This is a genomic window from Streptomyces sp. NPDC007084 (genome assembly GCF_040703595.1).
GTDB lineage: Bacteria > Actinomycetota > Actinomycetes > Streptomycetales > Streptomycetaceae > Streptomyces.
This window is the reverse complement of sequence record NZ_JBEYFY010000024.1, coordinates 23,331-36,022: the sequence shown is the minus strand read 5'-3', so window position 1 is coordinate 36,022 and position 12,692 is coordinate 23,331. Positions and strand designations below refer to the sequence as shown.

13 protein-coding genes are annotated in these 12,692 nt (G+C 71.5%); 9 read left to right on the top strand and 4 right to left on the bottom strand.

Translation table 11 applies throughout. The features are described from left to right. Positions 1 to 80: 80 nt before the first annotated feature. Positions 81 to 1,658 (bottom strand): glycoside hydrolase family 20 protein, encoded by a 1,578-nt coding sequence (locus AB0912_RS20605; protein ID WP_366701818.1) that lies wholly within the window; start codon positions 1,656 to 1,658, stop codon positions 81 to 83. A gap of 429 nt (positions 1,659 to 2,087) precedes the next feature. Here AB0912_RS20605 and AB0912_RS20600 point away from each other — a divergent pair, with 429 nt between their 5' ends. From AB0912_RS20600 to AB0912_RS20580, 5 genes are all read left to right on the top strand, one after another. Next, a complete protein-coding gene (locus tag AB0912_RS20600; protein WP_366701816.1) occupies positions 2,088 to 2,678 on the top strand; it encodes a 2-oxo-4-hydroxy-4-carboxy-5-ureidoimidazoline decarboxylase in 591 nt (196 codons plus the stop codon). Positions 2,679 to 2,845: 167 nt separating this feature from the next. Then, complete coding sequence (sdhC, locus tag AB0912_RS20595) at positions 2,846 to 3,226, top strand: succinate dehydrogenase, cytochrome b556 subunit (RefSeq protein ID WP_121405616.1); 381 nt, start codon at positions 2,846 to 2,848, stop codon at positions 3,224 to 3,226. 5 nt (positions 3,227 to 3,231) lie between these two features. After that, on the top strand, positions 3,232 to 3,723 hold the full coding sequence (locus AB0912_RS20590) for a succinate dehydrogenase hydrophobic membrane anchor subunit (protein WP_366701690.1): 492 nt from the start codon (positions 3,232 to 3,234) through the stop codon (positions 3,721 to 3,723). A 23-nt stretch (positions 3,724 to 3,746) separates the two neighbouring features. Next, a complete protein-coding gene (gene sdhA, locus AB0912_RS20585) occupies positions 3,747 to 5,501 on the top strand; it encodes a succinate dehydrogenase flavoprotein subunit (protein ID WP_366701688.1) in 1,755 nt (584 codons plus the stop codon). After that, complete coding sequence (locus tag AB0912_RS20580; protein WP_366701686.1) at positions 5,501 to 6,280, top strand: succinate dehydrogenase iron-sulfur subunit; 780 nt, start codon at positions 5,501 to 5,503, stop codon at positions 6,278 to 6,280. The genes sdhA and AB0912_RS20580 overlap by 1 nt, the downstream gene beginning before the upstream one ends. Positions 6,281 to 6,469: 189 nt before the next feature. On the opposite strand, the gene AB0912_RS20575 is transcribed toward AB0912_RS20580, so the two are convergent. Beyond that, positions 6,470 to 6,877 carry a DUF2752 domain-containing protein gene (locus AB0912_RS20575; RefSeq protein WP_366701684.1) on the bottom strand — a complete coding sequence of 136 codons (408 nt, stop codon included), beginning with the start codon at positions 6,875 to 6,877 and terminating at the stop codon, positions 6,470 to 6,472. Continuing rightward, complete coding sequence (locus tag AB0912_RS20570) at positions 6,870 to 7,340, bottom strand: TM2 domain-containing protein (protein WP_366701682.1); 471 nt, start codon at positions 7,338 to 7,340, stop codon at positions 6,870 to 6,872. The genes AB0912_RS20575 and AB0912_RS20570 overlap by 8 nt, the downstream gene beginning before the upstream one ends. A 253-nt stretch (positions 7,341 to 7,593) precedes the next feature. Between AB0912_RS20570 and AB0912_RS20565 the strand changes: the two genes are divergently transcribed. The 4 genes from AB0912_RS20565 (at position 7,594) to AB0912_RS20550 (ending at position 9,953) form a co-directional block, all read left to right on the top strand. Further along, positions 7,594 to 8,004 carry a VOC family protein gene (locus AB0912_RS20565; RefSeq protein ID WP_366701680.1) on the top strand — a complete coding sequence of 137 codons (411 nt, stop codon included), beginning with the start codon at positions 7,594 to 7,596 and terminating at the stop codon, positions 8,002 to 8,004. Positions 8,005 to 8,124: 120 nt separating this feature from the next. Next, a complete protein-coding gene (locus tag AB0912_RS20560; protein ID WP_366701678.1) occupies positions 8,125 to 8,532 on the top strand; it encodes a hypothetical protein in 408 nt (135 codons plus the stop codon). Between the two features lie 5 nt (positions 8,533 to 8,537). Next, a complete protein-coding gene (locus tag AB0912_RS20555) occupies positions 8,538 to 9,050 on the top strand; it encodes a DCC1-like thiol-disulfide oxidoreductase family protein (protein WP_366701676.1) in 513 nt (170 codons plus the stop codon). A gap of 138 nt (positions 9,051 to 9,188) precedes the next feature. Next, the gene (locus tag AB0912_RS20550) at positions 9,189 to 9,953 is read left to right on the top strand and encodes a TetR family transcriptional regulator (RefSeq protein WP_366701814.1); all 765 of its coding nucleotides are present in this window, start codon (positions 9,189 to 9,191) and stop codon (positions 9,951 to 9,953) included. 197 nt (positions 9,954 to 10,150) lie between these two features. Here the strand turns inward: AB0912_RS20550 and AB0912_RS20545 are convergent, their stop codons facing one another. Beyond that, positions 10,151 to 12,568, bottom strand: a complete 2,418-nt coding sequence (locus AB0912_RS20545) for an MMPL family transporter (protein WP_366701812.1) — start codon at positions 12,566 to 12,568, stop codon at positions 10,151 to 10,153. Positions 12,569 to 12,692 lie beyond the last annotated feature (124 nt).

Sequence of the window (12,692 nt, the reverse complement as noted above, 5' to 3'; positions counted from 1 at the left end):
GGCGGCACCCGGCCCGTCGGACACTTCGGGCGACGCCCGGCCACCAGGACGCCGGGACACCGGGACACCGGCCCGGGCGTTCAGCCCAGTTGCCTGGCGAGCGCCTGGAACTGGGGCCACGACAGCTCGGGCTTGCCCGGGTCCCACAGTTTCTGGACCGTGGCGCGCAGCGGCATGCGGATGCCGGCCGCGATCTGGTCCTGGGTCTGCGAGTTCGCGAGGTCGCACCAGACGGCGAAGGAGCCGCCGAGGATCTGGGAGTCGTACGACGCGGGCACCGCCGCCGTGCCGCGCAGCACCAGCGGCGTCCACTGCTCGTAGATGCGCTGCCCGGTCGGGTAGACGAAGGTCTGCGGCTCGCCGAGGACGTAGTAGAGGAACTCGTCGTTGTAGTTGAGAACCTTGCGGCCGGCGCTCAGGTACTCGGCGGGCGGCCTGGCGCCGATCTCCTTGCCGGTCCAGTACGCCACCTGGAGGTCGCCGTCGGCCTTGACCGTGCCGCCCCGGAAGAAGCCGTCGTTCCAGGCGCGGGCCGTCCGGTCGTGGCCCTGGACCACGGCGGCGCGGTCGTTCAGCCAGCCCGTGGTGAGGTCGGCGACGCTCGCGCCGGCGCCGTACTTGTCCCGGGCGGCGCTCGCGAGCTGCGGGAAGGACGCGGCCGGGTTGGCGACGGTCAGCGCCTGGTACTCGTCGCCGCCGAGGTGCCAGTAGGCGCCGGGGAACAGGTCCGCGTACTCGTTGAGCAGGTCGTCCACGAGGTCCGCGGCGGCCGGCTTGGAGATGTCGACGGCGCCGCGCGTGGCGGCCCCGGACGCGTTGCGCAGTTGCAGGTCGGGGTGGGCGGCGATGACCGCGCCGAGGTGTCCGGGCGAGTCGATCTCGGGGACGACGGTGATGTGCCGGCTCGCGGCGAGGTCGACGATCCGGCGGACCTCGGCCTTGCTCAGGTGCTCCCTGGAGACGATCTCGGGGTGCGTGTCGGACTGGACGCGGAAGCCCTGGTCGTCGGAGAAGTGCAGGCCGAGCTGGTTGAACTTCAGGTCGCCGAGTTCGCGTACCCGGTCCTCGATCCAGTCGGCCGTGAAGTGCTTGCGGGCGATGTCGAGCATGAACCCGCGCTGCGGCTTGGCCGGCCGGTCGTTCACCACGCCCTCGGGAGCGGTGCCGCCGCCGTGCACCTCCTGCTTGAGGGTGCGCGTGCCGTAGAAGACGCCCGCCTCGGCGGGGCCCTTGATGGTGACCCGGCGGTTCTTGACGGTGAGGGTGTACGACTCCGGGCCGGCCGTTCCGTCGTTCAGGCCCAGCTCGACGTCGCCGTCCCTCGGGTCCTCCCGGCCGGCGTACTTCAGCTTGAGTTCGCCGGCCAGCAGCTTGCCCTCGTCGGCGAGACCGGCGTCGTCCACCACGACCCGGCCTCCGGCGGCCGGACGCCAGCCGGGGCCGCGGGCCGGGGTGTGCTCCCGTACGGCCGGAATGGTGCGGGGGGCCTTCGAGAGGGGGTAGCTCCGGGTGGGCGAGGGGCTGGCGCTGGGCGACACGCCGGCCGTCGCGGCCTTCGTCGGGTCGGCGGCGCCGGCCGGTTTCCCGCTGCCGCCGCCCGGCCAGACCACCACGGCCACCGCGACGACACCCGCGACCGCGAGGGCGCCGGCCGCGATCTGGGCCCTGCTGTCATGCCGCCACGACCGCCGACGCGGCGCACGCCGCCTGCCACCACTCACGCCGCCACCCTCATTCCGTCATCGGGGTCACTCCCCCGAGTGATCCAGTCCTCCGTCCAGGTGTACTCCCGTACCGGGGCACCCACCTCTCCACTCCACCCCGAACCCTGCCCCGGGCGCCACCGCTACCGTCCACCGGCCGCTCCGAAACTCTCCCGTCCGGGTGAAATTCGGGCATCCGTCGGACACGTCTCGCCACACCTCGATAGCGTGAGCGGTACAGGTTTCACTCCTCCCCCTGCCGAAACACGCGCACCACGTTCGAAAACACCTGCGTCGCGTGCCGAAGAACACCCGACCACACAGCGCGCGTACGTCCCGCCCACGGGCGCCGCGCCCCGTCCACTCCGTCGCCGAGGACCCACGCTGACGCCGCACCGTCTCCCACGCCTCCCCGGCCAGGTCGCCCTGCCCGAGCAGAAGGGCGCGGCGCCGTCCCCGGCCCGCCTCGACGGGTTCAACTCCGCGCCCGCCGACGCGGTCACCCGCGCCCTGCTCACCTGCTGCCGCAGCCCCCGCTGGGCGCACCGGCTGGCCGCCCACCGCCCGTACCCGGATCTCGGCGCGCTGCTCGCCGCGTCCGACGAGGCGGCGTACGACCTGACCCCCGCCGAGCTGGCCGAGGCCCTGGCCGGCGAGTCGCTGACGGCGCTCCCGGACGGCGCGTACTCGGCGGCCCACACCGCGCTGAGCGCCGCGCACGCCGCATACGAGAGCCGATTCGGACATGTGTTCGTCATCTGCCTGGACGGCTTCGCCCCGGAGGAGGCGCTCGACCAGGTGCTCGCCGGCATCCGGTCACGGTTGACGAACGATCCCGAGGAGGAGCGGGTCGCCACCGCCGAGGAGCTGCGGCGGCTGGCCCGCGGCCGGCTCTCCCGCCTCGTCACGGACTTCGACCGCACCGCCCGCCCCGCAGAGGCCGCGCACTCCGCCGGCGCCGGGCGCCCGGGGTAGCCCGAACGTGGCTGATTGATTGCCAGTTTGATCACATTGACAGGGCCGCTGTAAGCGTTCCGACAACACGTCGCTACGATGGCCGGGGCCGGTGGACCGTACCCGGCCGGGCCCGTCCGACACAGAAGCCGGCGCGGCCCCAATCCCCGCTCCCGGAGGGTTCTTCCGTGCCGGCTGGAACGCTGTACCGCGGCCGGGAAGGAATGTGGTCCTGGGTGGCTCATCGAGTCACCGGCGTCCTCATCTTCTTCTTCCTGTTCGTACACGTGCTGGACACCGCTCTCGTCCGTGTGTCCCCCGAGGACTACGACAAGGTCGTGTCCACGTACAAGACCCCGATCGTCGCGCTGCTGGAGTACGGCCTCGTGGCCGCCATCCTCTTCCACGCGCTGAACGGCCTGCGTGTCATCGCCGTCGACTTCTGGTCGAAGGGCCCGCGCTACCAGAAGCAGATGCTCTGGTCCGTCGTCGGTATCTGGGTCGTGCTGATGGCCGGGGCGCTCTACCCCGTGCTCGGGCACGCATTCCGCGAAGTCTTCGGGAGCTGACGCAGATGTCCACTACTGACACCGCCGCTGCCGGTATCGGCCCCGTCGAGGGTGCCGGAGAGTTCTCGGCGTACAGCGTCGACAACCCGGCCCCGTTCATCGAGGCCCCCCGCAAGCGCACCAAGAAGACCCCGAAGTCCACCCGTGGCAACTTCGAGATGTACGGCTGGCTCTTCATGCGCCTGTCCGGCATCGTCCTGGTCGTCCTGGTCATCGGCCACCTGCTCATCCAGCTCGTCCTGGACGGCGGCGTCTCCAAGATCGGCTTCGCCTTCGTGGCCGGCCGGTGGGCGAACCCCTGGTGGCAGGTCTGGGACCTGGCCATGCTGTGGCTCGCCATGCTGCACGGCGCCAACGGCCTGCGTACCGTCATCAACGACTACGCGGAGCGGGCGAACACCCGCCTGTGGCTGAAGGGCCTGCTGTACACCGCGACGGTGTTCACGATCCTGCTGGGCACGCTGGTGATCTTCACCTTCGACCCGAACATCCGCTAGGCACGGGGCTGAGGCAACCACTCATGAAGATCCACAAGTACGACACCGTCATCGTCGGCGCCGGCGGCGCCGGCATGCGCGCCGCCATCGAGGCGACGAAGCGCAGCCGCACCGCCGTGCTGACGAAGCTCTACCCCACCCGCTCCCACACGGGCGCGGCGCAGGGCGGCATGGCCGCCGCGCTCGCCAACGTGGAGGAGGACAACTGGGAGTGGCACACCTTCGACACGGTCAAGGGCGGTGACTACCTGGTCGACCAGGACGCCGCCGAGATCCTGGCGAAGGAGGCCATCGACTCGGTCCTCGACCTGGAGAAGATGGGCCTGCCGTTCAACCGGACGCCCGACGGGACGATCGACCAGCGCCGCTTCGGCGGTCACTCCCGCAACCACGGCGAGGCCCCGGTCCGCCGGTCCTGCTACGCCGCGGACCGCACCGGTCACATGATCCTCCAGACGCTGTACCAGAACTGCGTCAAGGAGGGCGTGGAGTTCTTCAACGAGTTCTACGTCCTCGACCAGCTCATCACCGAGATCGACGGCGTCAAGCACTCGGCCGGCGTCGTCGCCTACGAGCTGGCGACCGGCGAGATCCACGTCTTCCAGGCGAAGTCCGTGATCTACGCCTCGGGCGGCACCGGCAAGTTCTTCAAGGTGACCTCCAACGCGCACACGCTGACCGGCGACGGCCAGGCGGCCGTCTACCGGCGCGGGCTGCCGCTGGAGGACATGGAGTTCTTCCAGTTCCACCCGACCGGCATCTGGCGCATGGGCATCCTGCTGACGGAGGGCGCCCGCGGTGAGGGCGGCATCCTCCGCAACAAGGACGGCGAGCGCTTCATGGAGAAGTACGCGCCGGTCATGAAGGACCTCGCGTCCCGTGACGTCGTCTCGCGCTCCATCTACACGGAGATCCGCGAGGGCCGCGGCTGCGGTCCCGAGGGCGACCACGTCTACCTCGACCTCACGCACCTCCCGCCGGAGCAGCTCGACGCCAAGCTGCCCGACATCACGGAGTTCGCGCGCACCTACCTCGGCATCGAGCCCTACACGGACCCGATCCCGATCCAGCCCACCGCGCACTACGCGATGGGCGGCATCCCGACGAACGTCGAGGGTGAGGTCCTGTCGGACAACACCACCGTCGTCCCGGGCCTGTACGCCGCCGGCGAGGTCGCCTGTGTCTCCGTGCACGGCGCCAACCGTCTCGGCACGAACTCGCTGCTGGACATCAACGTCTTCGGGCGCCGGGCGGGCATCGCGGCCGCCGAGTACGCGGCGAAGGCCGGCTATGTCGAGCTGCCCGAGGACCCGGCCGCGCAGGTCGTCGCCCAGGTGGAGCGGCTGCGCGACTCCACGGGCACCGAGCGGGTGGCCGACATCCGCCGGGAGCTGCAGGAGTGCATGGACGCCAACGTGATGGTGTTCCGCACCGAGCAGACGATCAAGACGGCGGTCGAGAAGATCGCGGAGCTGCGCGAGCGCTACCTGAACGTCTCGATCCAGGACAAGGGCCGGCGGTTCAACACGGACCTCCTCGAAGCCATCGAGCTGGGCAACCTGCTCGACCTGGCCGAGGTCATGGCCGTCTCCGCGCTCGCCCGCAAGGAGTCCCGCGGCGGTCACTACCGCGAGGACTACCCGAACCGCGACGACGTCAACTTCATGCGCCACACCATGGCGTACCGCGAGGTCGGCGACGACGGCACCGAGTCCATCCGTCTCGACTACAAGCCGGTCGTCCAGACCCGCTACCAGCCGATGGAGCGTAAGTACTGATGGCTACTCCCACTCTGGACAAGGCGGACGCGGCCGGCACGCCCGAGCCCGGTTTCGCCGACTCCCCGTACATCACCGCGACCTTCCGCATCCGCCGGTTCAACCCGGAGGTCTCGGCGGACGCGGTCTGGGAAGACTTCCAGCTGGAGATCGACCCCAAGGAGCGTGTCCTCGACGCGCTGCACAAGATCAAGTGGGACCAGGACGGCACGCTCACGTTCCGCCGGTCCTGCGCGCACGGCATCTGCGGCTCGGACGCCATGCGGATCAACGGCAAGAACCGGCTGGCCTGCAAGACGCTGATCAAGGACCTGAACCCCGAGAAGCCGATCACGGTCGAGGCCATCAAGGGCCTGACGGTGCTGAAGGACCTCGTGGTCGACATGGACCCGTTCTTCCAGGCGTACCGCGACGTGATGCCGTTCCTCATCACCAAGGACACCAACGAGCCGACGCGTGAGCGGCTCCAGTCCGCCGAGGACCGCGAGCGGTTCGACGACACCACCAAGTGCATCCTGTGCGCGGCGTGCACGTCGTCCTGCCCGGTGTTCTGGAACGACGGCCAGTACTTCGGTCCGGCCGCCATCGTGAACGCCCACCGCTTCATCTTCGACTCGCGTGACGAGGCCGGCGAACAGCGGCTGGAGATCCTGAACGACAAGGACGGCGTGTGGCGTTGCCGCACGACGTTCAACTGCACGGACGCCTGCCCTCGCGGTATCGAGGTCACGAAGGCGATCCAGGAGGTCAAGCGCGCGCTGATCACGCGTCGCTTCTGACCCTCGGCAGCCGCACGGCGGAAGGGCCCCGCTCCCCTTGGGGAGCGGGGCCCTTCGGCATGTCCGCTTCCGCATGTCCGCTTCCGCGTGCCTGGGGGCGGGGGCCTCCGCGGGCCGCCAGCCGGACAGGGGCTCGTCGGGCCGGACCGGGCGCGTCGGACGGACCGGGCGCGTCGGACGGCGGCCCGGCTAGAGGAGGTTGCGGACCACCGCCCAGGTCACCGCGAGCAGGAGCACCAGCGCCTGGGTGCGCGGGCTCGGCCGCGGGCGCCACCGGCGTCCGCGCAGGCCCTCGGCCGTCCAGCGGCCCAGCAGGGCGAGGGCGAGCGGCGCGGCGAGCAGCAGCATCGCGTTGTCGTGCCAGGCGGCGGCGAACTGGCCGTGCATCAGGTCGTAGACCATGCGGGTGCCGCCGCAGGCGGGGCAGAGCAGGCCGGTGACGAACCGGAACGGGCAGCCGGGCAGCAGATGGCCGGGCTCGTGCGGATCGGTGACGTACAGATAGCCGGCCCCGGCCGCTCCGGCGGCGAGCACCGCGAGAGGTGCCGCCGCCGGGTGCCGCGGCGCGACCAAGCGCGCCGCGGCGGGGTCAGCCACGCAGGACCCGGCCGTCGGAGTCGGTGGCGCTGTTGCCGACGAGCAGCATGATGCCGTCGATCAGCGCCCAGATGCCGAAGCCGCCGCAGGTGAGGAGCTGGGCTATGCCGATGCCGACGCTGCCCATGTAGAAGCGTCCGATGCCGAGGGTGCCGAGGGTGAGCTGGAGGATGCCGGCGACGATCTTCGACTTGTCGGAGTACGGACGCCCGTAGGGGTCGTAGCCGTACGGGGCGTTCGGGTCGCCGGTGTAGGTGCCGGGCGGCACGGGGCCTCCCGGGTAACCGCCGGGGCCGGGGTAGCCGTACGGGCCCTGGTAGCCGTAGGGGGCCTGCTGGGCGTAGGGGCCCTGACCGGCGTCGTAGGGGCCGGTGCCGCCGGGCGGGGTGGCTCCGGGGTTCGGGTAGCCGTAGCCGGGCGGCTGGTTGGGGGGCTGCGGCGGCTGGTGCGGCTGCTCGGTCAAGGCGTTGGCTCCTGGTGTGCCCGCGCGCGACGGCGCGGGACTGGTTCGACGGGCGGGATCGGTCAGGCCATCTTGCAGGAGGACGCCCTGACGGAGAAGGGGGTTCCATCCGGGGGGGGTCCGGGCGCAGGCGGCGCGGATCGCCCGGGGGGGGGCCGGGCGCGGGCGGCACGGATCGCCTCAACGGGTGATCGGATGTTCGGCCCGCGGTCGGGGCGACGGGTCGGGCACCGCCCCTGCCTAACCTGATGGCATGTCAGATGACGTGTCATACGAGCTGCTCGGACTCGACAACGTGCTGCTGCCCGTAGGGAATCTCGGCGAGGCGGTCGACTTCTACGGGCGGGCCGGGTTCCCGCTGGCCTTCCGGCTCGACGAGGCCGGGATCGCGCTGCTGAAGGTCGGCGCGGAGACGCCCGGGGTGCTACTGCGCCTGGACGACGAGCTGAGCCACCGGACGCCGCCGTGGGCCTCGCCGCGGCTGTGGCTGGAGGTGCGGGACGCCCGGTCCGCCGCCCGCGCGCTGGCCGCCGCGGACATCGTGCCGCTCGACGAGCCCTTCTCCGTCGCCACCGGCTGGACCGTCGAGTTCGCGGACCCCTGGGGGAACGTCATCGGGCTGACGGACTACACGAAGCGGCCGGAACTCGCGCGCGGGGCCTGAGAGTCGGCCATGCGCCGAGCGGGGGCGGACTTCCGCCGGGATCCGACTTGAACATGTTCAAAAGCAGGTCTACATTCATCCCTGACAGCGTTTTGAACGCGTTCAAGAAGGGGTGGGGACATGGACCTCACAGTCGTCGCGTACGTCATCTATCTGCTCGTCAGCATCGCGCTGACGGTCTGGGTGGCCCGCACGCTGAGCACCAACGGGCGGATCTTCCTGTCGGACGTGCTGCACGGGAACGAGAAGCTCGCCGACGCCGTCAACCACCTGCTGGTGGTCGGCTTCTACCTGGTCAACCTTGGCTTCGTCGCGCTCTATCTGCACCAGAGCGAGGAGATCTCCAACGCACGCGAGATCTTCGAGGCGCTCTCGACGAAGCTGGGCGTCGTCCTGCTGGTGCTCGGCGTCATGCACCTGGGCAACGTGTACGTGCTCAACAAGATCCGCCGCCGGGGCGTCATGGAGCGGGAGCAGACCCCGCCCGTGGCGCCGACCGACTGGGCCGCGCCCGCGGCCGGGGTGTGAGACCGGTGACCGGCACCCCGGCCGGCCCGGACCGGGACGCGGCGCGCGTCCCGGTCCGCGGGCTCACCGTCCTGCACGACCCGCGCTGCTCACTGTGCGCCTTCCTGACTCACTGGCTCGCCCGGCAGGCCCAGCTCGTCCCGCTCACCTTCGTCCCGGTCGCCTCCGAGGAGGCCCGGCGCCGCTTCCCCGGCCTCGACCACCGCGCCACGCTGAGCGAGATCACCGTGGTAGGGGACGCCGGCCAGGTCTACCAGGGCCCGTCGGCCTGGATCGTCACCCTGTGGGCGCTGCGCGAGTACCGGGCGCTGGCCCACCGGCTGAGCACCCCCGCCGGGGCGAAGTTCGCGCGGGGCGCCGTCCTCGCCGCCGCCAAGTGGCGTGAGGCGCGGCGCGCCGAGCGGTGGGGCGGCGGCGCGTACCACTGGGGCGACGGATGGAGTTACGACCCGTCGGCGGGATGGACGTACGCGCCGCCCTGCGACAGCGGCGGATGCGCACCCGCCGCCACTCGTTAGGCTCGTCCCGTGCCAGCACCGACAGACAGCCCCGGCGACTCCGCCCCGCCCGCCGCGTCCTCCGCCGCTTCCGCTTCCGCCGCCTCGTCCGGCAAGGAAGCGGGCCGGAGTCCCGGGAAGAGCGAGCAGACCCGGGCCCTGATCCTGGAGACGGCGATGCGGCTGTTCCAGGAGCGGGGCTACGACAAGACGACCATGCGGGCCATCGCGCAGGAGGCCGGGGTCTCGGTCGGGAACGCCTACTACTACTTCGCCGGCAAGGAGCACCTGATCCAGGGCTTCTACGACAGGATCGCGGCCGAGCACCAGGAGGCCGTCCGCGAGGTGCTGGACCGGGAGACCGACCTGGAGGCCCGGCTCGGCGGCGTCCTGAAGGCCTGGCTGGACATCGCCACGCCGTACCACGAGTTCGCGGTGCAGTTCTTCAAGAACGCCGCCGACCCGGACAGCCCGCTCAGCCCCTTCTCCCCCGAGTCGGAGCACGCCCGCGCGGAGGCCATCAGCGTCCACAAGGAGGTGCTGGCCGGGGCGAAGACCAAGGTGCCCGCCGAGCTGCGCGAGATCCTCCCGGAGCTGATGTGGCTCTCCCAGATGGGGCTCGTCCTGTACTGGGTCTTCGACCGTACGGAGGGACGTGAGCGCAGTTACCGGCTCGCCGAGCGGGGTGCGCGGCTGACCGCGCGCGGGGTGTCGCTGGCCCGGTTCCGGCTGCTGCGCCCGCTCGTCCACGAGGTGCACGAGCTGTTCACGGACTTCCTGCCGGGGATGACCAGGGCGCTGCCGGACCCGGCGAAGAAGGGCGCCAAGGAGGCGGGCCGGGCGGGCGGCGGGGACGCCGGCCGAGCGACCGGCGGAGCCACCGGCCGAACCACCGGCCAAGCCACCGGCGGGACAGAGCCCTGACGGAGCCCTGACGGAGACTTAAAGGGGCCGGTGTAAGGGGCGTCCGCCCATGGCGAGAGCCCCTTACACACCGCGGGAGGTACAGGCCGCGAGACCCCCTCACGGATCGGGTGCGCCGGCCGCGTACCCGTCGGCGGGAGCCGTCGGCCCGCCCGGCGTGTCGCGCCCGCCTCCGGTCCGGTGGCGCCTGCCTCCGGTCAGGTGACCGCGTCGGCGTCCACCTCGCCCTCGGTCAGTTCCACGTCGTGCACCAGCGGCTGGTCGGCCACCACGACGTGCCGGGCGCGCGCCCCGTACGAACGGGCCGTCGCCGACAGCAGATACGTGCCCGGCGCCGGGACCGAGACGATGTACGAGCCGTCGGCCAGCGAGGTCACCCGGTCGAGCTGGCGGCCTCCCTTGGACAGCAGGGTGAGGACGGCACCGTCGACCGGCTCGCCCTCCGCGTCGCGGACGAAGCCGTGCACGGCGCTCGCCCCGCCCTCGACGGCGGCGGGCTCCTCGGCGGGCGGCGCCTCGGCCGGTTCCACCGCCAGATGCGGCAGCCGCTTCTCAAGGCCCGCCGGCAGCCACCAGTTGGAGTCGCCGAGCAGGTGCATCGCGGCCGGCACCAGGGCCGTACGCAGGATGAAGGCGTCCAGGGCGACCGCGGCGGCGAGGCCGACGCCCGCCATCGCGGCTCCCGAGTCGCCGCTGAGGACGAAGGCCAGGAAGACGCAGACCATGATGAGCGCGGCGGAGTTGATGACCCGGCTGGTCTCGGCGAGGCCGACCCGCACCGCCCGCGCGTTGTCCCGGGTGTGCACCCACTCCTCGTGCATCCGGCTGACCAGGAACACCTGGTAGTCCATGGAGAGTCCGAAGAGCAGCGAGAGCATGATGACGGGCAGGAAGGCGTTGATCGGGCCCTCCTTGCCGAGGCCGAGGAGTTCCAGGCCCCAGCCCCACTGGAAGACGGCGGTCAGGACGCCGAAGGACGCGGCGGCGGCGATCAGGTTCATCAGCGCGGCCGTCAGCGGCACCACCAGGGAACGGAAGGCGACCAGGAGGAGCAGGAAGCCGAGGCCGATGATCGTGGCGACGAAGTACGGCAGCCGGTCGCCGGTGATGGTGGCGAAGTCCTTGGACACCGCGGTGACCCCGCCGACGTGGGCCGTCGTGCCCGCGTCCGGGATCACCCGGTCCCGCAGGGTGTCGATGAGCCGGTCGGTGCGCTCCGACTGCGGTGACGTCGTCGGCACGACCTGGATGACCGTCACCCCGTGCGCGGGCGGCAGCGCGGCGACCCGGGCCACTCCGGAGGTGCCCTCGATGCCCTTCACCAGGGCGCCCGTGTCGCCGCCGGTGACGACCACCTGGAGGGGGCCGTTGAAGCCGGGTCCGAAGCCCTCGGCGAGCAGGTCGTAGGCCTTCCGGGTGGTGGTCGTGGAGTCGTCGTTGCCCTGGTCGGTGGCGCCGAGGCGCAGCGACAGGACCGGGATCGCGAGGATCGCCATGACGGCCACGGCGACGGCGGCGATCGCCTTGGGGCGGCGCTGCACGGTCGAGGACCAGCGGGCCGCGGCGCCGCTCGCCCGCTCCGGCTCCGGGCCCCGCTCGGCGAGCGTGCGGCGCTGGCGGCGGCTGAGCACCCGGACGCCGAGCAGGCCGAGCAGCGCGGGCAGCAGGGTGGTGGCCGCGAGGACGCTGAACACGACGGTCAGAGAGGTGCCGATAACCACGCCGTCCAGGAACCGCAGGTTCGTCACGAGCATCCCGGCGAGCGCGATGCACACCGTGCCGCCCGCGAACAGCACCGCCCGCCCCGAGGTGTTGAGGGCGGTGACCGCCGACTCCTCGGGGTCCAGGCCGCGCAGGATGCCGCGCCGGTGCCGGGTGACGATGAACAGCGCGTAGTCGATGCCGACACCGAGACCGATCAGGGTCGCCAACAGCGGTGCCAGGTCGGGGATGTCGGTGCTGTGGCTGAGCAACTGCGTGGAGAACAGGCCCGTTCCGACGCCGAAGACGGCGATGCCGATGGGCAGCAGCATCGCGAAGAGCGAGCCGAACGCGAGGAAGAGGACGACGGCCGCGGCGAGGATGCCGACCATCTCGGCGAGCCCGGTGGGCGGTTCCTGCACCCGCTGGATCGCCTGGCCGCCCAGCTCGACCTGGAGTCCGTCGCGTGCGGCGTCCCGCGCGGTGTCCACGACGTCCTGTACCAGCTCCTTGGGGACGGAGTTGGCCTGCTCGGTGAAGGTCACCTGGGCGTAGGCGATCGTGCCGTCGCGGCTGATCTGCGCGGCGCCCCGCTCACCCTCGTAGGGTCCCGCGACCGCGCCGACGCCCTTCATGCCGGCGATCTCGTCCAGCGCGGGCTGGATCCGGGAACGGACGGAGGCGTCCTCGACGCTCCCCTTGCCGACCTTCCAGACCACCGTGTCGGTGTCCCCCGCGCTGTCCGGGAAGGCCTTCTCCATCTGGTCGTACGCGCGCTTGGAGTCCGTGTTCGGAAGGGAGAAGACGTTCGCGTAGTCCGTGCCCGCGGTGGTCGCCGCGAAGCCCAGACCGAACAGAGTGCCCACCCACAGCAACAGGACCACCAGCCGATGCCGATAGCACCACCGTGCCAATGCCGCCACGCTCAACGCTCCTTGTTCGCTCGGTCGATCGGTCGGTCCCCCAGGTCCGGCCCCCAGCATCCGTGGCGCCGCGCGCGCCGGGACACGGCGCGCCCATGACTCTCAAGGAACTCCA